Source organism: Thioclava sp. SK-1 (assembly GCF_001705665.1).
Taxonomy (GTDB): domain Bacteria; phylum Pseudomonadota; class Alphaproteobacteria; order Rhodobacterales; family Rhodobacteraceae; genus Thioclava.
In genome coordinates this window covers 23,268-42,799 of record NZ_MDHA01000053.1, presented here as the reverse complement: position 1 = coordinate 42,799, position 19,532 = coordinate 23,268, and the positions used below count along the sequence as shown (strand labels likewise).

16 protein-coding genes and 2 tRNA genes are annotated in these 19,532 nt (G+C 55.5%); 5 read left to right on the top strand and 13 right to left on the bottom strand.

Annotated elements, in window-relative coordinates; translation table 11 throughout:
* Positions 1 to 36: 36 nt before the first annotated feature.
* From BFP70_RS12750 to BFP70_RS20725, 4 genes are all read right to left on the bottom strand, one after another.
* A complete protein-coding gene (locus tag BFP70_RS12750; RefSeq protein ID WP_066012037.1) occupies positions 37 to 288 on the bottom strand; it encodes a hypothetical protein in 252 nt (83 codons plus the stop codon).
* Between the two features lie 146 nt (positions 289 to 434).
* The gene (locus BFP70_RS12745) at positions 435 to 1,214 is read right to left on the bottom strand and encodes a Hint domain-containing protein (protein WP_066012036.1); all 780 of its coding nucleotides are present in this window, start codon (positions 1,212 to 1,214) and stop codon (positions 435 to 437) included.
* A 180-nt stretch (positions 1,215 to 1,394) separates the two neighbouring features.
* Positions 1,395 to 2,579 (bottom strand): Hint domain-containing protein, encoded by a 1,185-nt coding sequence (locus BFP70_RS12740; RefSeq protein WP_066012035.1) that lies wholly within the window; start codon positions 2,577 to 2,579, stop codon positions 1,395 to 1,397.
* A gap of 352 nt (positions 2,580 to 2,931) precedes the next feature.
* Positions 2,932 to 7,749, bottom strand: a complete 4,818-nt coding sequence (locus BFP70_RS20725; protein ID WP_066012033.1) for a cadherin-like domain-containing protein — start codon at positions 7,747 to 7,749, stop codon at positions 2,932 to 2,934.
* An 849-nt stretch (positions 7,750 to 8,598) separates the two neighbouring features.
* Between BFP70_RS20725 and BFP70_RS12725 the strand changes: the two genes are divergently transcribed.
* Entirely contained in the window at positions 8,599 to 8,835 is a 237-nt protein-coding gene (locus tag BFP70_RS12725; protein WP_066012032.1) for a DUF4169 family protein, read from the top strand.
* On the top strand, positions 8,832 to 9,053 hold the full coding sequence (locus BFP70_RS12720; RefSeq protein ID WP_066012031.1) for a ribbon-helix-helix domain-containing protein: 222 nt from the start codon (positions 8,832 to 8,834) through the stop codon (positions 9,051 to 9,053). The genes BFP70_RS12725 and BFP70_RS12720 overlap by 4 nt, the downstream gene beginning before the upstream one ends.
* Here the strand turns inward: BFP70_RS12720 and BFP70_RS12715 are convergent.
* The 3 genes from BFP70_RS12715 to BFP70_RS12705 form a co-directional block, all read right to left on the bottom strand.
* Positions 9,050 to 9,877: a 1-acyl-sn-glycerol-3-phosphate acyltransferase gene (locus BFP70_RS12715; protein ID WP_066012030.1), complete on the bottom strand. Its 828-nt coding sequence runs from the start codon at positions 9,875 to 9,877 to the stop codon at positions 9,050 to 9,052. The two genes, BFP70_RS12720 and BFP70_RS12715, sit on opposite strands and share 4 nt — an antisense overlap.
* Complete coding sequence (locus tag BFP70_RS12710) at positions 9,874 to 10,653, bottom strand: GNAT family N-acetyltransferase (RefSeq protein WP_066012159.1); 780 nt, start codon at positions 10,651 to 10,653, stop codon at positions 9,874 to 9,876. Before BFP70_RS12710 ends, BFP70_RS12715 begins: the two co-directional genes overlap by 4 nt.
* Before the next feature lie 128 nt (positions 10,654 to 10,781).
* Positions 10,782 to 10,955 (bottom strand): DUF3553 domain-containing protein, encoded by a 174-nt coding sequence (locus BFP70_RS12705; RefSeq protein WP_066012029.1) that lies wholly within the window; start codon positions 10,953 to 10,955, stop codon positions 10,782 to 10,784.
* Here BFP70_RS12705 and BFP70_RS12700 point away from each other — a divergent pair.
* On the top strand, positions 10,954 to 11,589 hold the full coding sequence (locus tag BFP70_RS12700) for a histidine phosphotransferase family protein (protein WP_255356701.1): 636 nt from the start codon (positions 10,954 to 10,956) through the stop codon (positions 11,587 to 11,589). The two genes, BFP70_RS12705 and BFP70_RS12700, sit on opposite strands and share 2 nt — an antisense overlap.
* 105 nt (positions 11,590 to 11,694) lie before the next feature.
* Here BFP70_RS12700 and BFP70_RS12695 read toward each other — a convergent pair whose 3' ends face one another.
* The 6 genes from BFP70_RS12695 to BFP70_RS12670 form a co-directional block, all read right to left on the bottom strand.
* The gene (locus BFP70_RS12695) at positions 11,695 to 12,960 is read right to left on the bottom strand and encodes a glutamate-5-semialdehyde dehydrogenase (protein WP_066012028.1); all 1,266 of its coding nucleotides are present in this window, start codon (positions 12,958 to 12,960) and stop codon (positions 11,695 to 11,697) included.
* Between the two features lie 140 nt (positions 12,961 to 13,100).
* Positions 13,101 to 13,177 (bottom strand) — tRNA-Asp (locus BFP70_RS12690).
* A gap of 32 nt (positions 13,178 to 13,209) precedes the next feature.
* Positions 13,210 to 13,286: transfer RNA gene (locus BFP70_RS12685), tRNA-Asp, on the bottom strand.
* A gap of 218 nt (positions 13,287 to 13,504) precedes the next feature.
* Complete coding sequence (locus BFP70_RS12680) at positions 13,505 to 14,449, bottom strand: pirin family protein (protein ID WP_066012027.1); 945 nt, start codon at positions 14,447 to 14,449, stop codon at positions 13,505 to 13,507.
* Between the two features lie 124 nt (positions 14,450 to 14,573).
* The gene (locus BFP70_RS12675) at positions 14,574 to 15,833 is read right to left on the bottom strand and encodes an Nramp family divalent metal transporter (protein ID WP_141693193.1); all 1,260 of its coding nucleotides are present in this window, start codon (positions 15,831 to 15,833) and stop codon (positions 14,574 to 14,576) included.
* A 224-nt stretch (positions 15,834 to 16,057) separates the two neighbouring features.
* Positions 16,058 to 16,831 (bottom strand): 3-hydroxybutyrate dehydrogenase, encoded by a 774-nt coding sequence (locus BFP70_RS12670; RefSeq protein ID WP_066012026.1) that lies wholly within the window; start codon positions 16,829 to 16,831, stop codon positions 16,058 to 16,060.
* Positions 16,832 to 17,343: 512 nt separating this feature from the next.
* Here BFP70_RS12670 and BFP70_RS12665 point away from each other — a divergent pair.
* Positions 17,344 to 19,182 carry an extracellular solute-binding protein gene (locus BFP70_RS12665; protein ID WP_083217505.1) on the top strand — a complete coding sequence of 613 codons (1,839 nt, stop codon included), beginning with the start codon at positions 17,344 to 17,346 and terminating at the stop codon, positions 19,180 to 19,182.
* The gene (locus BFP70_RS12660; protein WP_066012024.1) at positions 19,179 to 19,295 is read left to right on the top strand and encodes an entericidin EcnAB; all 117 of its coding nucleotides are present in this window, start codon (positions 19,179 to 19,181) and stop codon (positions 19,293 to 19,295) included. Before BFP70_RS12665 ends, BFP70_RS12660 begins: the two co-directional genes overlap by 4 nt.
* The last annotated feature ends 237 nt before the right edge of the window (positions 19,296 to 19,532 follow it).

Sequence of the window (19,532 nt, the reverse complement as noted above, 5' to 3'; positions counted from 1 at the left end):
ACGGCGATGTGACATGCAATGGGGTGCTGTTAACGCTCAATCCAGAATGGATTCGATTGCAATTGCACGTTTGCGCAATTCGCTTTGCATCGCAGTTAAAACCCGACGATGCGCAACAGAGGCCTTCAATGCATCTGACAATGTGGACTCGCAGACTTCGCCGACGACGCGCCAAATCATACGCAGGGTGCCGCCGTCGTCATAGACAATCTCAAAACCGCCTGCGCGCCCTTTACGAACGCCTAAAAAATCACATCCACCCGATGTGCTATGATGAAAATGGGTCATAATTCCCTGATCCTTAACTGAATAAGTCAACGATCTGCGGGAGCAGGACCTTCGTCAATGACAACCTATGAGATAACTTCTGCATCAGCGTATGCTGAGTCTTCAGCGCAACAGGTTTAACCAGCTCGCAAAGTGATTATGATGGTTTATTGGGCGGGTTCACAGTGCGTGTCCAACACCTGTGGGCGCACCGCTTCAAATGCGGGCGCAGGGGAATGCGCCAAGGCCGGAACAATCCTGCACAGTTCTTCGCGCTGCGCCGCATCAAGCAAGGCGATGGAGCTGCGCTGGGGCTGATAGCTTTCCGACCAGCAGCCATCCACCAAGAGCAGCTCATGCCGGTCCAGCAGAACCTGCATATATTCCACACGGCGCGCGGCAACCCGCTCGACCCCATCACGATCCAGAAAATCCTGCGCCATACCCAATCTTTCTCCGGGAAGCTCGCTTGCGCTGGCCAGGAACCGGTGGTTGGGGGAAACAAGCATGTCGCGCTGCGGAAATTCTGGCCCCAAAGACCCGGCTTTGATCAGCACAGGGCGCAAGAATGGATTCAGGCCAAGCGCACGCCAACCGAAATGCCGCCGCCCAACCCAGCGCACCTGCTGCAGTCCATTGTCACGGGTGATGACACGCATCCCCGGAATAAGATCAGCAATCGCCACATCACCTGTCGCAGTGGCAATTTTTGACTCGGGTGTGAAACAGGGAACCGTGCCGGTAAAGTGCTGCAATTCACCGATAAACACCGGCTCTTCTTGCGCTGTTCGACACAGAACAGTCCCGGTTTTTTCCGCATAATCATCGAATTGTAACCGCAGCTCAGACGGTGCGGCATCGCCAAATTCGCGAAAATCTTGCGTAACATAACGTATCCCCGGAAACGGATCCGAGTGGAAACCAGAATTTGCTGTCTCTACCGTCATACGCCACGCACCCTTTCACAAACTTAGGTCAAAGCGCCCCCAAGTTTCCAACTTATGGCTGATGCGAAGTTAACGATAGGTAAAGATCAGAGATGCCTATGATATTGCCTGAAAATCACCGTTCCCCTTATGGAAACGGCGCCATTTTTGACCCAAATTGCCAATAGATGCAGCAGTTTTTTAACGTAGCAAGGCTGCTTCATGGCGTTTAAGGGTCTTGCGCGCAGAGCGATACTCCTCACGCCCGGTTTTGGCGCGCAACTGCGGGAACAGTGCGTAAATTTCATCCCGTTGCGTGCGGCCCATGGAATTCATGGTGATTTCGCCCGGTTGGAAGCTTTCAGACCACGCACCATCGGCCAAAACGACCTCATGGTTTTCAAACATGAAATGCACATAGCTGACACCAGGCACGGCGGCCGATACGATCCCCGGCCGGCCCACCAGATGCTTGGCCGATGCCAGGACCTCATATTCTGCGAAATACAGCTGTGCGCGATCCCCCGTCAGAAGCATGCGGTGATTGGGCGACACGCGCATATCACGCTCTGGCAAGCCATTGCCCAAAGCGCCCGCTTTAATCAGCACCGGCGCCTGCTCTGGTCGGGCCACCAAATCGCTGTACCCCAAATCCGCACGCCCGGCCCAAGCGATTTCCTGCACGCCATTGTCGCGTGTCATCACCTTATGCCCCGGGCGCAACATCTCTACCGGGATTTCCCCGTCAGGCGTTGCGATCAAGCTGCCCGGCGTAAAGCAAGGCACCACATTTTCAATGTCGCAATAGGTGATGATCTGCCACTGGCAGGTCTCAGAGTTATAAAATTTAAGCGTGCCATTATATCCGGGTTTTCCGAAGAAATCGAAATCATAGACGCTTTTATGCGATACCAGCTCATAGCCGTCTTTCAACAACCCGCCATAATTCAGCGTGTCATCGTCATAGCCGCCATTCCCACCATCCACAGTGGTATAATTGATCGCGCTGGACCCGCCAGGAACAATTTTGAACGTGTCGGCATCGTCCCCACCTGACAGGTAGTCATTTTCACCCCCGCCAGTGATGGTGTCACAGCCGTCCTGACCATAGACAACATCCCTGCCCGCGCCTGCTGTGATCAGATCATCACCGCGACCGCCATAGATCGTGTCCTTGCCGGCGCCGCCATCAATGACATCATTTCCTTTGCCACCATCGATCCAGTCATTGCCATCTTTGGCCGTGATCGTATCGTCACCGCGACCTCCCGAAATCGTATCGTCGCAATCGGTTCCAACCAGAGTGTTATCGCCATCATTACCGATGATTTTCTCACCGCAATCATCGTCGCAATCTTTGTCATGGGTATGGGAAAAATTGGTCATGAGCGCCCCCAGAAGGTCGTTACAAAAAAAATAGGTCTGGACGGCCTGCGGTGCCTGCTCATGCCCACAATGCTCAAGTGTTAAGTAATTCCTAATGCTTCTCGCAGTTGCAGCAAAGTGAAATTCTCACGAAAAAACACGATTTCGCCAAATGGTGAACAAATAAGCGTCATAATGGCGTTCTGCGCGGTTTTCTGCCTGCGATGCGGTCATGCGCCTGTCCAAGACCAGGCCAGAACAGATATAAAAATCGGCCCAGCCCCCGAACGGGACTGGACCGATAACCCCCACCACGAGGTGTTTCATTCACACCCATGCCTGCGCCCCAAGGGCGCCGGACACGGATGCCGCCTTAGCTTCTGATCAGCAAAGATGCTTCATGGCGCTTCAACGTTTTACGCGCGGCACGATAGTCTTCGATGCCTTGCGTGCTTTTGAGATCTGGGAAGATCTCAAAGATTTCGCTGCGTTGCGCATTGCCCATTGAACCCAACGTCATATCACCGGGCTGGAAGCTTTCGGTCCAGGCGCCATTGGCCAAGACCACTTCGTGACGGTCAAACATGAAGTGAATGTAGCTTGTGCCAAGCGTCTCCACCGGTTTCACGCCACGATTGTCGACCAAATGTTTCGCAGCCACCAGAACCTCATGCTCTTCAAAGAACAGCGCCGTGCGCTCATTCGCGACCAGCATCCGGTGGTTGGGCGATACCAGCATATCACGCTCTGGCAAGTTCGGGCCAAGCGATCCTGCGCGGATCAAGACAGGCTTCAGATGTGGTGCAGCGATCAAATCTGCGCGTGACATATCACGACGGCCCACCCAGCGGATCTGTTGGATACCGTTGTCGCGGGTGATCACGCGATCGCCTTCGACAAGCTCTTCTACCAGACGCTCGCCCTTAGGCGTGGCCACCACGGTGCCCGGTGTGAAGCAAGGGATGACATTCTCGATGTTCGAGAAGTTCAACGTGCCCACAACATCCTTATCGTCATTCAGGAATTCGACATAGCCGTCTTCCTTATCCGCCGAGGTATAGACGATATTGGTCGCATCTTTGCCAACGGCCGACAGATCCAGCGTGTCATAATCATCGCCACCTTCGCCGCCGTCGACCACGTCGCCATAGCCTTCGTCGCCCGCGCCCACGATGAACGTGTCACGATCATCACCGCCAGACAGGCTGTCACTGCCTGCGCCGCCATTGATCGTGTCGTTGCCGAAATCGCCGGTGATGGTGTCATTGCCAGCATCGCCATTGATCGTGTCGTCGCCGAACCAACCGGTGATCGAGTCATCCCCGTCACCACCGAACAGCGTGTCATCACCCGATCCGCCATCCAGCGTATCGTTGCCATCTTCGCCATACATCAGGTCTTCGACCGGACCGCCCAGCAATTTGTCATCGCCATCGCCGCCATACAGCGTGTCACCGTCCTGTCCCGCGTCAAGCGTATCATTGCCCGCGCCGCCATACAGCGTGTCATCGCCTTCGCCGCCCGACAAATAGTCGTCGCCTTCATCGCCATACAGCTCATCATCGCCGGCTTCACCATAGATGGAGTCGTTGTCGATGCCGCCGTGGATGGTGTCGTTATCATCACCGCCCAGCAGGTAATCAGCGTCATCCGCACCATAGATCAGGTCATTGCCCGCACCGCCATAGACAGTGTCGGTGCCATTATTTGGCAACAAGTCTGTATCGTCTGGGATGTTCAGCTCATCGGGCAGCTCTGGCGCGTTACCGGCATAGACGGTGTCATCGCCTTCGCCCGCGTCGATCAGATCCGCACCTTCACCACCAACGATATAGTCGTTACCGGCACCGCCCATAACTGTGTCATTGTCGATACCTGCGTTGATGACATCATCGCCATCATTGCCTTCGATGTAATCCGCATCATCGCCGGTGATGATCGTGTCATTGCCCGCTCCGCCAAGGACCGTGTCTTTGTCATTATTTGGATCGGTATCGGCCGGGAACAGCCCTGGATAGCCTTGATCAGGTGCCAAATCGCCATTCGATGTGTTGATGTAATCATCGCCATCATCGCCTTGGGCGTAATCGCTACCTGCGCCGCCGTCGATCGTATCATCCGCGTTACCGCCAATGATCGTATCGTTTCCTTCGCCGCCAACCAGCAGATCTTCACGTGCGCCGCCCAGCAAGGAATCGTCGCCTTCACCGCCATACAGGTCATCACCGTCCTGGCCGGCATCAAGGGTGTCATTGCCCTCATTGCCATAGAGCGTGTCATCCCCATTGCCGCCCGACAGATAGTCATCGCCGGTACCTGCAGTGATCAGATCATTGCCATCTTCACCATACAGGCTGTCATTGCCAGCGCCGCCTTTCAGCTGATCGTCACCCGATCCGCCCAGCAGAAGGTCATCGCCGTCTGCGCCGTTCAGGCTGTCTTCGCCGTCATTGCCATACAGCGTATCATTGCCACTGCCGCCATTGGCACTGTCATTACCTGCACCGCCTTCGACAAGGTCATCGCCTTCGCTGGCCTGAATGGTGTCGTTATCATCGCCACCCAACAGCGTGTCATCTTGCGAACCGCCAAAGATCAGGTCATCGCCCGCGTCACCGCTGACAACATCAAACCCTTCACCACCGCGCAGCGTATCATTGCCCGCGCCGCCGTTGATCGTGTCATCGCCCGCGCCGCCGTCAATGCTGTCATTGCCATCATTGCCATCAATGCTGTCATTGCCAGCCTGGCCCATCAATGTGTCATTATCGGCGCCGCCATCGATCGTGTCATCACCGGTGCCGCCATAAATCAGATCGTCACCCGTACCGCCGTTCAGGCTGTCATCGCCCGCGCCGCCATAGACATCGTCATTGCCTTCGCCGGCAAAGACCGTGTCGTTGCCTTCATAGGCTTCGATGATGTCATCGTTGACGCCTTCGCCTGCGATGATCTCATCCTCATGGTCGACCATGTCGCCTTCGGGATCGCCGGTGTAATCATAATCGATCAGGTCACCGCCAGCGGTGCCTTCGACAATACCGTCCAGCGGTTGATCCCCCACGGTCACGGTCAGCGTGGCAGTATCTGTGCCGCCGTTTCCATCAGTGACAGTATATTCGATGGTCGCATCGCCAGAGAAACCAGATGCCGGTGTGAAGGTTACGGTGCCATCTCCATTCACGACGACATCGCCATCAGGGCTGCTTGCGGTTTGTACGCTTAATGTATCGCCATCGACATCTGTGTCATTGGCCAAGACATCCACAGTTACGGCCGTGGCGTAATCGGTGCTTGCGACATCATCTGCCGCAACAGGGGCATCATTCACCGGGGTAACGGTGACAGTGACAGTCGCAGTATCAGTGCCGCCATTGCCGTCATCAATGCTGTAGGTGATGGTCGCGTCGCCGTTGAAATCCGCATCCGGCGTGAAGGTCAGCGTGCCATCGGCATTCACCGTGACCGAGCCGTTCTCCGCGCTGGCATCTGTAACACTGAGCGTGCCGCCATCAGCATCATAGTCATTGGCCAGAACATCAATCGTGACAGATTGATCTTCATCTGTTGTGATTGCGTCATCAACAGCGGTCGGATCCAGATTAATGCCATCACCGATAATCTCTTCGATCTCGGTATAGCCCAGCGTGCCGGTCACATTGCCATCGCTGTCCAGGAATTCAACCGTGCCGTCGGTGCCGTTGCCATTGCTGTCTTCCGTCACATCGGTCAGGCGATACGCGCCCTGCCCGGTCAGATCCAGCGTGTCCCAATCGTCGCCACCTGCGCCACCATCAACCGTGTCGCCTGCACCGCCGGCAATCGTGTCGCGATCATCGCCGCCCGATACATGATCAGCGCCTGCGCCACCCGACAGTAAATCATCGCCGCCATTGCCTTCGATGACGTCATCGCCTTCGCCACCATCAATCGTATCATTGCCAATCGCATCTTCAGACACCAATGGGATCGACGTGGCCGAGATATCGGTCAGCCAGATCGCCTGATCGGTGTCGCCGCCATTGTCATAATCGATCTCAATCCGCGCCACTGGCCCGGCAATTTCAACCAGAACAGAGCCAACCGCATCATCCGGACCAAGCGACCCGTCATCATAGCTGCCACCGGATACGGTGTTGCCATTTACATGCTGATTGCCCTCGACGGTATATTTCACTTCCAACGGGTTGCCATCGGCATCAAAGGCGCGGATCGTGACGATATCTTCGTGGTAATCCGACGAATTCCCCAGATCCAAATCGTTGATACGGAAGGACACATCCTTCACCGAATCCGACAATGTGTCATCGGTGGCGTCGAATGTCAGAACCGAAGTGGACGTATTGTCGTCGCCGTTGTCATAGTCACATTTACCATCGCCGCCTTTGCCATACAGCTTCAGACCGCCATTGCTGGAAAACGCTTCGCCAGATTCTGTATATTGGGTTTCTGACGAGACTTTGGCATAAGCTCCGTATTCCTGTGCCGTGAACTCGAATTTCATCGAGACACCGCCCATATCGACAGATTCACCGTTGGTGAATTTGCCATCAGCCGTGAAATCGGCCCAATCGGCCAATAGCGCGCCGCCTTCAGACGCAACCGCGCCGTCACCGATCAGCGTATCATTGCCAGAACCGCCAAGGATCTGATCATCGCCCGCGCCGCCTTCGACATAATCATTGCCCGCGCCTGCGTCGACTTCGTCATCGCCATTGCCCGCATAAACCGTGTCATTGCCAGCGCCGGCCTGAACGATGTCATCATCGCCGGACTCACCGGGCAAGATCGCATCATTATTGTCAATCTTATCGCCTTCCGGGTCCCCAGTGTAGCTGGTGTCGATCAGATCGTCGCCATCAGTGCCTTCAACGATGCCGTCATTTTCGGGCTCGGAGACATCAATGCAAACGGTCGCGGTGTCATAACCGCCATTGCCGTCAGACACGGTGTAGCACACGGTGGCCTGACCGGTGAACCCATCCGCAGGGGTGAAGGTGATCGTGCCGTTAGAATTAACAACTACGGACCCATCCGAAGTGGTTGCAGACTTTACTTTAAGTGTATCGCAATCCGGATCGGTATCATTGGCCAATACATTGATTGTGACGGCCTCATTATACCCTGTCTCGCCACTATCGTTGCGTGCATCAGGTGCCGAATTCCGTGAGTAATAATGCCAATAGGTCAAGTTAAGTCTCCTTCACCGCCAAGCGGACCGCTAGCCCGCGCGCCAAATAATGTTGTGGCGCGCATCGGCAGCGCCAGTGAATATCACCGACAGGTCAGTTCGACCCGCCAAACGAGCATGAAGCCCACATGTTTCATTAATTGCTGATTTTAAGAGCGCGCACGGACGCCACCGCCAAAGCAGGTATGGGCATCCAAAAGTCAGAGATATGCGGATACAATAATCCGCCTGTAACAGCAGCTCTCCAAATTCAGCAACCATTTTACAATGTGTTGCACTTCACCAGGCCACCCCCATGGCCATGTTCGCCCCCAGTAAGGCTTTTTTATATATACTGAAAATGCGGCAGTGCGGAAAGGCATTTCTGCCGTAAAAATGCCTTAGTAACCTTAACGATCCAGGGGAATTGGTCACGGAAATGACACATTCACAGGCGCGTGAAGCGGGCATTGTTTCGGGGATCATGACACGACTTGTTATCAAAAAATCGGCAAAACACGTCAAACAACTGTTAATAAGATGTTTACGCATCTTGATTTTGTTGAAATCGCGGCAGTTTCGCCTCAAGCCGGTCATAGTTCACGCCTGTTGTTGCCCTAAAGGAAACGTTAACGATGCGCTGCCGTTTCCACTTTGGAACCAAATAATTCCTCAATCAGAAACACAGCACCCACCCCATCGTTACCAAATCGCAGCCAATTTGGGCGTGACGTGGTAAATGTTGCCCTGACAGCGGCAAGTCATACATCTGCTAGCGAATCATTGGCGCCCATGCGCCCGCCATACGCCCGGTTTTTAGGCCGCGCGTGGGGCCTTTTCTTGCCTGCGCCAACATGGCACATTCGCCCAATGGGAAATGTGACCAACCTCAATCGTTTCAAGAAGCAGCGTGCCCGTGATGACCGGCGCGCACAGGCAGATGCCAATGCCGCGAAATTCGGCCGCAGCAAAGCGCAAAAGGCGACCGAGACGAAATCCGTTGAACAGGCCAATGCCCATCTGGATGGACATCGCCTGGGCGATACCCTACTACCCCCACCCAAAACCCAAGGCGAAGCCAAAGACGATCCGGACGCCGAAGAATGAGCCGCCCGCGCAAACACTCCTTAACCCTGGGCGGGCATCGCACCTCAGTGACGTTAGAAGATGAATTTTGGGAAGCGTTTCGCGATATCGCCAAAGTGCAGGGCATAGGCGTGAATGCGCTGGCCTATCAAATCGACCGCGACCGTGGCACGCAAATCGGCCTGGCCACCGCGTTGCGGCTGCATGTGCTGCGCCACTACCGCGGAGCAAAAGGCTAATCGGGCAACTGTAGCCCGCCGCTCACAGCCGCCTGCGCTGCCCGCGCCAGGGCTTTGCGATCTGCAAAATGCGCCACCTTGAGCGGGGCATGGAACGTGATCGCAATATGCCCTTGGCAGCGCTGCGCCAGCACCCGCAGCAGATGCGGCCCGAACCCCATATCCCCCCACCAGCCGTAAAAACGCGGATCTTGTCCGACCGGTGCACGATAGGCCACAGACACAGGTTGCACCCACATGCGCGGCTGCAATTGTGGTGCAAAGAATGCTTGGAACAGCGTCGGCTTGAACGGCAACACACGCAGGCTGTCGGTCGACGTGCCTTCAGGAAAGAACAACAGATGGTGCCCCAGTCCAATACGCTGTTCAAATAATTTTGCCTGGGCCTGCGCTTCGCGACGATCCCGGCGAATGAACACAGTGCCCGTGGCGCGGGCCAGCCAGCCAATACCGGGCCACGCGGCCACCTCTGCCTTTGAAACGAAGTAAATCTCCTGACAGGCGTTGAGCGCGAAAATATCCAACCATGAAGCGTGATTGGCCACCACCGCGCCTTTATGCGGCATCGGTTGGCCCTGCACATCAAGGCGAATGCGCAAAATTGCCAGAGCGCGGCGACAGACCATCCGCGTCAGCCTTTGGGTCCATGGGCGCGCTGCGCCATATAGCGGACGTTCGATCAGCCGCAGCGACAAATGCACAAGCAGCCCAAGATAAACCACCCCCCCCAGCCGGACACCGCGCCAAATCACCCGCGCCCACTGGACCGGCCCCAAACGGCCCAGCGGCGGCAGGCTACCGCCTTCCCATCCGGGAGCTGTCATGTAACATCCTCAGTGCGGCGGGTATAGAATGCGCGGTGGCGTGCGCTCATGCTTTGGGTATCCATCAGCAACATCACATCCGTTGTGTTGAAATCACGATCCACAAACGCGCCATCACCGACGAACCCGCCCAGCCGCAGATAGGCTTTGATCAGATTGGGCAGGCCCAGCAGCGCAGTCTTGCGGTCCAGATCCTTGGTTGCCACCAAATCCATCGGTTGAAAATTACGCGCCCGCACCCGTAGCTGCGGCGGCGCAAGGTGATGATGATGCAGCCATGACAGCGGTTGTTTCAGCGCCGCCACATCCGTCCCGTGAAACGAGGCCACGCCAAAAAGCACCTCTATCTCGCGCTCCAGCACATATTCAGCCAGCGCATTCCACAGCAAGAACATCGCCGCCCCGCCCCGATGATCGGGATGCACGCAAGATCGGCCCAGTTCCAGCAGCTTGCGCCCCGATTGGCGCAAAGGCGTCAGGTCATATTCATCATCACAATAAAACCGGCCAAATTCCGCCGCCCGGTCGCCGGGCAACAAGCGATAGGCCGCAACCACATGATCCAAACGCGCCGGATCGCGGGTAGGATCAACCAAGACCAGATGGTCATAGACCTCGTCAAAACAGTCTAGCTCCAACCGGTTAGCATGATCGACCATCGGACCAGACGCGCCCAGCTCTTTCACAAACACATCATAGCGCAATCGTTGCGAAGCCTGAACGTCCACAGCATCGTGCGCTAGCCGAATTTCCAAGGCCGGGGTGTCTTTAGCCATCGTCATCACCCATCATCCGGTGGTCTGTTCCTGCATTACATACAAGCTATACACAGCTGCGTCCCAAGTGACAGGCCTTGACGCCGGGGCACAAGCAAAGTTCATTTGCCGTTAACCTTTCATCAACCTTAATCTTCGATAACAAGTTTCAAAGTAACATGTCGTCCGTCAATCACCTGTTTACCGGCATGTTCGAAATTGACAGTTATCTTTTCACCGACGCGCGACTGGACCTGTCCGATCCCCCATTCTGCCGCCTTCGGGTTGCAGACTAACATGCCCGGCTCAAGGAACTCATTCATGACCGCCCTCCCTTCTGAGAAACCAATGATGCCCGAGATGACCGAAGATGACGCCGACCTTGTAGCCCTCGTCGGATCCCGACTGTGTCATGACCTTATCAGCCCTTTGGGCGCGATCGGCAATGGTGTCGAGCTGATGGCAATGACCGGAACCGGCATGAGCCCCGAACTGCAGCTGATTGCTGAATCGGTGAATGCCGCCAATGCCCGGGTAAAATTCTTCCGTGTCGCATTTGGCCAAAGCGCGATGAACCAAAGCCTTGGTATGAATGAAATTAGGGGGATCTTGAAAGAAGTGTCAGAAACCGGGCGAATCAAATTTGATTGGCAGGTTGAGGGCGATCAGATCCGCGCGCATGTTAAAATGACTTTCCTTGCGCTGCTGTGTATGGAAACCGCCCTACCTTTTGGCGGAGATCTGACGATCAAGCGCGACGGTGACACATGGACCTTGGTCGGCACTACCAAACGCACCAAGCCCGACGCGGATCTGTGGTCCCTGTTGGATGGCGACACGGCCAACGACATTCGCCCTGCACAGGTGCAATTTGCGCTATTACCACGCGAAGCCGGTCGCCAAAGCCGCGCCCTAACGTGGGCGATCGATGAAACATCGGTAACGCTAAGCTTCTAATTAAAAGCAAGAAAACACATCGAGCAGCAAAGAACAGCGCCACGGATATTCGTGGCGCTGTTTTGTTATGCCAGCGTTTGCAGATCAGGTCAGCCGCGCATTAGATCAGCTGCGGACCGTGCCCTTACCGGTGACCAGATATTTGAACGAGGTCAATTGCTCTGCTCCGACCGGGCCACGCGCGTGCATCTTGCCAGTGGCAATGCCGATCTCTGCCCCCATACCGAATTCACCGCCATCGGCAAATTGTGTCGACGCATTATGCATCAAAATCGCGGAATCCAGACGCTGGAAAAACCGCGCGACAACGCCTTCATCTTCGGCGATCACAGCATCGGTATGTTGGCTGCCATAGGTGCGAATATGCGCAATCGCCGCATCCACCCCATCAACGATTTTCGCTGCGCAAATCATATCCAGATATTCAAACCCGAAATCCGCATCCTGTGCGGGCGTCACACCGGGAATGGATTGCAATTCGCCCGCGGCACGCACCTCCACCCCGGCGCGCAACAAATCCTCGATCAGAATGGCGCCATGCGCCTCGTAGAAACTGCGATCAATCAGCAGACATTCCATAGACCCACAGATCCCGGTGCGCCGCGTTTTGGCATTCAGCACAACAGAACGGGCCATTTCCAGATCGGCACTGCCATCAACATAGGTGTGGCAGATCCCATCCAGATGGGCAAAGACCGGCACACGTGCCTCTCGTTGGACCAACGCAACAAGCCCCTTGCCCCCGCGCGGCACGATCACATCAATATAGGCGACGGCCTGCAGCATTGCCGCCACAGCAGCACGATCCCGCGTTGGCACCAGCTGAATGGCGGTCTCGGGCAGTCCAGCAACCTTCAGACCTTCAACCAGGCAGCTGTGAATCACTTTAGAGGAATTGAAGCTTTCCGACCCGCCGCGTAAAATCACCGCATTGCCAGATTTCAGACACAGCGCACCGGCGTCCGCCGTCACATTGGGCCGCGATTCATAGACCACGCCAACAACACCAAGAGGTGTGCGCACGCGCTGAAAATGCAATCCCGTGGGGCGGTCCCATTCCGCGATCACCGCACCTACAGGATCATCCTGCCCCGCCACGGCGCGCAGCCCGTCACAAATCCCTTGAATGCGCGCACTGTCTAACATCAGCCGATCCATCATCGCAGGGCTTAGACCTTTGGCGCGCCCAAAATCCATGTCTTGGGCATTGGCCGCGATAATTTCTTCACGGCGCGCCCAAACGGCATCGGCCGCCGCCATCAGCGCCTGTGCCTTAACCGGGGCCGGAGCAAACGCCAATTCATTCGCAGCTGCGCGGGCATTCGCCCCTAGCGTTTCGATCAGGCGTGTTGCGTCGATATCGTCTGTCATGACGGCCTCCGTTGATTACGAAGATCATATAGCGATCCGCACCGCTTCTAGGCAAGTGCTGCGGCGGCGCACAAATACGATAGGCGCGAAAACGCGAAAAGCACCCCGAAGGGTGCTTTCGATCTCCGGTCATGGAGAAGTGGCGCGGTTGACGGGGCTCGAACCCGCGACCCCCGGCGTGACAGGCCGGTACTCTAACCAACTGAGCTACAACCGCGCATTTTCTCTCTGGCGACCGGATCGGAAGGATGGCGCGGTTGACGGGGCTCGAACCCGCGACCCCCGGCGTGACAGGCCGGTACTCTAACCAACTGAGCTACAACCGCTCATCCTTCCGTTCCGATCATCGCCGGAGCGTGGGGGCGTAATATGGGGACTGAGCGCCCCCGTCAAGCATGGTTTGCAAGTTTTTCGTGACAAAATGCACGCTACCCTGCGGCAAGGATACAAAACCCCTTATTTCATTGATCAAGCCGCTGAAAAGACTGTTAGAAAAAAAGAAAGCCCCGGCAAAGGGGCTTTCAACATCATGATATCGGATCGGTTATGCTCCGTCAGGTAGCAGGATAAATTCGCCATGATCATGGGGTGGCAAGGTGAATCGACCATGCATCCAATCCCCTGCACGCCAGGCCTCTTTCGCCGCTTCGATCCGTTCTTTCGATGAGGCCACGAAATTCCACCAAATATAGCGCGGCCCTTCCAGAGTGGCGCCGCCAAGGATCATCAACCGCGCGCCTTGATCACCTGCATGGACAGAGATCTTGTCTCCCGGCCGGAAAATCAGCAGCCGTCCGGCGGTATAATAATCGCCCGCCACGGTGACAGACCCCTGCAGCACATAAACCGCGCGATCTTCGTGATCATCAGGCAACGGAATGCCGGCCCCAGGATCAAGCTGCGCATCGGCGTAAAACAGCTCTGACGGCATGGCAAGCGGCGCCCGTTCCCCCCAGCCAGTTCCAAGAACCAACCGCAGTTTCTTGCCTTCTGCCTCCAACAAAGGCAATTTATCGGCCTCAACATGATCGAACCCGGCCGCATCATCTTCGCGGTCTTTGGGCAGCGCAACCCATGTCTGAATACCGAACATTTTGTCACCCTTGGGCGAGAACGGTTCGTCCGTCCGCTCGGAATGGGTAATGCCATGTCCGGCGTTCATCCAGTTCACCGCACCCGGCGTGATCCATTGATCCGTGCCCAGGCTGTCGCGGTGATGCAGCCGCCCATTAAGCAAATAGGTGACAGTGCCCAACCCGATATGGGGATGCGGGCGTATATCAATCCCGCGATCACCGTCCAGAAATTCAACCGGACCGATTTGGTCAAAGAAAATGAACGGGCCCACCATCTGACGCTTTTGGTGTGGCAAAGCGCGGCGCACTTCAAACCCGCCCAAATCACGCGCCCGCGGCATGATTTCTGTTTCGACCAGATCCACAGCATCCCCGATAGGGATCGACGGGTCCAACAACGGGTTCCAGCTCATCTATCTCTCCAAACCAATCGCATCTATCGCGCTTGATAAGAAGATGGGGCGAAAACGCCTGTGTGAAAACGCTGATCGCCGCGCAGACCCTGCGCAGGGGCGCGCAAAACTGAACGGGTGTGATTTATCCCGCCAAGAACGGGATTGGCATGCCAAACACATCTGCCAGCAAGATGAAGTTCAGTGATAACACCGCCATAGCCGCGATAATTGCCAGCCCGCGCAGCATCGGGCCAATTGCGAAGGACCCCATGACATCACGGTTGGATACAAATAAAATAAGTGCCACCATCGGCACCGGCAAAGCGATGGATAAGATCACTTGCGACACCACAAGCGCCTGCGTGGCATTCACCCCTGCCGCCACCACTGCAAAGGCCGGCACCATCGTGATCAACCGACGCAACCAGATCGGGATGCGCATGTGTAAGAAGCCTTGCATGATCAACTGCCCCGCCATCGTCCCCACGACCGAGCTGGAAATCCCCGACGCAATTAACGACACAAGGAACACCCCCGCCGCCGCCGCGCCCAACAGCGGTGTCAACGTATGATAGGCGGTTTCGATCTCTGCGACCTCGGAATGACCGATGTGAAAGGCGCTTGATGCCATCATCACCATCGCCATGTTCACCATGCCCGCCACGGCCAGCGCCAGCACGACCTCTATGTTGGAAAATCGCAAGATCCTGCGCCGATCTTCATGTGATTTTGCATGCGCCCGATTTTGCGTCAGACCGGAATGAAGGTAAATCGCATGCGGCATCACTGTCGCTCCGATAATTCCGACCGAAATCGTCAGCGCCATCATATCGGGCAAATCCGGTGTGATCAGCCCCATCCCCGCAGCGGGCCAATCAATCGGGGCAATCAAAACCTCCGCCAGATAGCACAGCCCGATCAACCCAACGAGCGCGCCAATCAGCAGTTCCATCGGGCGGAACCCACCGCGTTCAAACAATAGCAGCCCATAGGTGACAATCGCTGTGATGATCATCCCCACCATCAAGGGCAGGTCAAACAGCAATGCCAAACCTATCGCACCCCCCAAAAATTCAGCCAGATCCGTTGCCATTGCCGCCACCTCGGACACGGCCCACATGATCCAGACAATGGGTTTTGGAAAACGGTCACGGCATTGTTCGGCCAGGTTCTTGCCCGTCACAATACCCAAACGCGCCGACAGCGCCTGAAACAACATCGCGATCAAATTGGCCAGCAGAACGACCCATAGCAGCGTATAACCATACCCTGCCCCGGCCTGAATATTCGTCGCGTAATTGCCCGGGTCCATATAGGCGACCGAGGCCACAATTGCTGGCCCCGCAAATACCAGCTTTGCCAAAACGCCGCGCTTTTGACCGCTTAGAACGGCATCCATCATAGCCTGGCTGCGTGCGCTTGACCCTCTAATGGGGCTATCGTGTTCCAAATTCGCCTGCACTGTCTAAACCTATCCAAAGCTTTAGATATAGGGATATGCGCATAAGACAACTGCGCTGACCCATCCCGACGCCGATTTCAGCCCGTGATTTTGTCAAGATCACAGTAAAATGCCGGGCCAAGGGTTACCCCTGCCCGGCATTGCATCGTTTTTGTCTGTAGGGATTATAGCGCGGTCCAACCCCCATCCACGGAAATGGTTGTGCCGGTGATCTGTTCAGCTGCATCAGAACACAAGAACACAGCCGTTCCGCCGATTTGTTCCACCGTGGCAAATTGCTTTGACGGCTGGCGGTCTAGAATGATTTTTTCAACCGCTTCTTCTTCAGTCATATTGTATTTCTTGGCGGTGTCGGGGATCTGCGCCTCTACCAAGGGGGTGTGCACATAGCCTGGGCAGATTGCATTTGCGGTGATCGGTTCTTTTGCCGTTTCCAGACCCACGGTTTTGGTCATACCAACGATACCGTGTTTTGCCGTGACATAGGCCGATTTATATGGCGACGCCGTCAACCCATGCGCTGATGCGATATTAATCACCCGGCCCCATCCGGCCTTGCGCATCATCGGTAAAGCAACAGCCGTGGTATGGAATGCCGAGCTCATGTTGATCGCGATGATCGCATCCCACTTGGCCACCGGAAATTCATCAATCGGTGCGACATGTTGAATGCCCGCGTTATTGACCAAAATATCGCACACACCGGCCTGTTCAATAAGTGCGCGTGCCTCGTCACCCTTGGACAAATCTGCCTTGATATAGCGCACTTTGACACCGAACTCGGCGGCCATATCCTTGGCCAGCTGATGATCTTCATCACGCTCGGTGAAGGAATTCAAAACAATATCTGCGCCAGCCTTTGCAAGCTCGCGCGCGACCCCAAGTCCAATTCCTGAGTTCGATCCGGTAACGACGGCAGTTTTACCCTTGAGGCTCATATCACTTCTCCAATGCAATGCTTTGTAACTAGACTACTGAACCACGGAGGAAGTTCCACCAAAAGCCGGAACGAATGCGTGACGTGATGGCGATCGATCTGTGAAAATCTACGCCGTTGAGTCAATCTGTGGATAAAGTTGCCGCCGGACTCTTGTCACGGATTCGCTTTTACGGCACAAGACAGCACGGGTCGCAACGACCCATCCCCAAGATGAAAAAACGCGTGATCCGGTTTGACCGGGCCAAGGTGATTCCATTTCCGGCCCCTGGCCAATGCAGACAGACCCAGCACGGTTTCGGCCTTAAATTACTGGCATAAAGACAAAAAAAACGCCCGCACAAGGCGGGCGTTAAGTCATGAGGCAGGTTTCATACAGGCAAGAAACCTATCGAGCAGTGAGTTCTGTATACTGCCCTTGTCTGCGGAATTAAAGGGAAAAGTTTGCACCCCCATTGGTCGTGAAGTACCGTCGCCGATATAAATACAGGCAGAACGGGAATTCGTGCGATGATGCGACCAGTATTCTTACAAGGTGTTGCAGCGGGCCTTTTGGCGCTTGCGCCTTTGTGGCAAGGCTCTATGGCACATGCCCAGCCGCAATATGGAATTGCGATGTATGGCGAGCCGGCGCTGCCCGAAGGGTTTGGCGCCTTGCCCTATGCCAACCCCGATGCGCCCAAAGGCGGACGCATTCGGATGGGCGAAGCAGGTACATTCGACAGCCTGAACCCCTATATTCTGACAGGGCGCTTTGCACAGGGAATCAGCGATTACACCGTTGAGACCCTCATGGGTCGCTCGTATGACGAGCCGTTTTCCCTATATGGGCTGTTGGCACAAAGTGTTGAAACGGATCCGGCGCGCACATGGGTGGAATTCACCCTGCGCCCGCAAGCGCGGTTTTCAGATGGCAGCCCGGTCACTGTTGAAGACGTAATCTGGAGCTATGAAACTCTGGGGACGCAAGGGCATCCACGCTACCAAAATTCCTGGGGTAAGGTCGCGTCGATTGAAAAGACCGGCGAGCGGACATTGCGCATCACTTTCACCCAGCCAGAGCGCGAACTGGCGTTGATCATGGGTATGCGCCCGATTTTGCAAAAAGCCCAATATGAGGGGAAAAATTTTGCCGAACTGACGACCGAGGCGCCGATAGGCTCTGGCCCTTATGTGTTGGACCGCGTCGAGACCGGAAAATACATCACCTTCAAGCGCGATCCAAATTGGTGGGGTAAGGATCTGGCCTTCAACCAAGGAAAATGGAATTTTGATGAGATCCGCTATGATTATTTCGGTGACGGAAATGTTGTATTTGAGGCCTTTAAGGGCGGTGAAATCGACATCTGGCGCGAGCTGAATTCGGCCAAATGGAACGGAAATTATGACTTCCCTGCCGTTCAAAGCGGCGAGATCGTGAAAGACGAGATCCCGCATCAGCGCCCTTCTGGTATCAATGGGCTGGCATTCAACACGCGTAAAGACATCTTCAAAGATTGGCGTGTGCGGCAGGCATTGATCGATGTATTCAACTTTGAATTCATGAACCAGGCGCTCAATGACGGAAGCGAGCCGCGGATCACCTCGTATTTCTCCAATTCTCCACTGGGGATGAGCCATGATGCCGCCCAAGGGCGCGTAGCGCAGCTGTTGCAGCCCTTTGCCGACAGCTTACCGCCCGGCACGATAGAGGGCTATTCCCTGCCCGTGTCCGATGGCAAGGAGCTGAACCGCAAAAACGCCCGCAAGGCGCTGAAATTACTTGGCGAGGCAGGCTGGACCGTGGCCGATGACGGTGTGTTGCGCAATGATCAGGGTGCGCCCTTCAACTTTGAGATCTTACTGCGTCAAGGCGGCGGCTATTGGTTTGGCCCCTATGACCCACAGCCGATCATCGACATCTATGTCGAGGCACTCAGCCGGATTGGCATTTTTCCGAAAGTGACCACCACAGATGACGCGCAATATGTGGCGCGGACCAAATCCTTCGATTTCGACATGGCATGGCATCTGGTTGCGTTGTCGCTTAGCCCCGGGAATGAACAAAAGCTCTATTGGGGGTCGCAGGGTGTGGATCAGCCCGGCTCGCGCAATTGGATGGGCATCGACAGCCCAGCCGTGGATGCGTTGACTGATGCGCTGTTGAACGCCGGTGATCAGGAAGAATTTATCGCCACTGCGCATGCGCTGGACCGGGTTTTGACAGCCGGAAGATATATCATTCCGGCGTGGTATTCAAAATTTTCACGTCTCGCACATATCAAACAGATACATTATCCCGAAACCCTCCCTTTATATGGGGATTGGACGGGCTTTTTGCCTGATGTGTGGTGGTACGAGGAAACCCAATGAAACTGATCCTTACGCTTGCGCTTTGCGCATTTGGTTTAGCAGCGTGCAACACGGTCGCAGGTGTCGGTGAAGATCTGACCGAAGGCGCGCGGTCGGTACAAAACATGCTGTAACGCCAGCCCTTTGCAATGCGATAAAACCGCCCTGATTTCGGGGCGGTTTTTTAATGGCTGAACAAGGGGGATGTTGGGCGCAAAAGCACCAGACACATGTAAATACGCTGAAAGATCCACCAAGAGCTTTACAACGTTTGACACCGCTATCTGTAAAAAAGCCGGATCGTATCGCGCCACACCCGTCCTCCCCGACCGGGGGCGCGATACGATCCGTTTGGTCCGGCAATATACCGC

Coding starts and splice junctions, on each gene's coding strand:
- BFP70_RS12750 (WP_066012037.1), bottom strand. CDS start 288: ATGACCCATTTTCATCATAGCACATCGGGTGGATGTGATTTTTTAGGC.
- BFP70_RS12745 (WP_066012036.1), bottom strand. CDS start 1,214: ATGACGGTAGAGACAGCAAATTCTGGTTTCCACTCGGATCCGTTTCCG.
- BFP70_RS12740 (WP_066012035.1), bottom strand. CDS start 2,579: ATGACCAATTTTTCCCATACCCATGACAAAGATTGCGACGATGATTGC.
- BFP70_RS12725 (WP_066012032.1), top strand. CDS start 8,599: ATGGGAAATGTGACCAACCTCAATCGTTTCAAGAAGCAGCGTGCCCGT.
- BFP70_RS12720 (WP_066012031.1), top strand. CDS start 8,832: ATGAGCCGCCCGCGCAAACACTCCTTAACCCTGGGCGGGCATCGCACC.
- BFP70_RS12715 (WP_066012030.1), bottom strand. CDS start 9,877: ATGACAGCTCCCGGATGGGAAGGCGGTAGCCTGCCGCCGCTGGGCCGT.
- BFP70_RS12710 (WP_066012159.1), bottom strand. CDS start 10,653: ATGGCTAAAGACACCCCGGCCTTGGAAATTCGGCTAGCGCACGATGCT.
- BFP70_RS12700 (WP_255356701.1), top strand. CDS start 10,954: ATGACCGCCCTCCCTTCTGAGAAACCAATGATGCCCGAGATGACCGAA.
- BFP70_RS12705 (WP_066012029.1), bottom strand. CDS start 10,955: ATGAATGAGTTCCTTGAGCCGGGCATGTTAGTCTGCAACCCGAAGGCG.
- BFP70_RS12695 (WP_066012028.1), bottom strand. CDS start 12,960: ATGACAGACGATATCGACGCAACACGCCTGATCGAAACGCTAGGGGCG.
- BFP70_RS12680 (WP_066012027.1), bottom strand. CDS start 14,449: ATGAGCTGGAACCCGTTGTTGGACCCGTCGATCCCTATCGGGGATGCT.
- BFP70_RS12675 (WP_141693193.1), bottom strand. CDS start 15,833: ATGATGGATGCCGTTCTAAGCGGTCAAAAGCGCGGCGTTTTGGCAAAG.
- BFP70_RS12670 (WP_066012026.1), bottom strand. CDS start 16,831: ATGAGCCTCAAGGGTAAAACTGCCGTCGTTACCGGATCGAACTCAGGA.
- BFP70_RS12665 (WP_083217505.1), top strand. CDS start 17,344: ATGCGACCAGTATTCTTACAAGGTGTTGCAGCGGGCCTTTTGGCGCTT.
- BFP70_RS12660 (WP_066012024.1), top strand. CDS start 19,179: ATGAAACTGATCCTTACGCTTGCGCTTTGCGCATTTGGTTTAGCAGCG.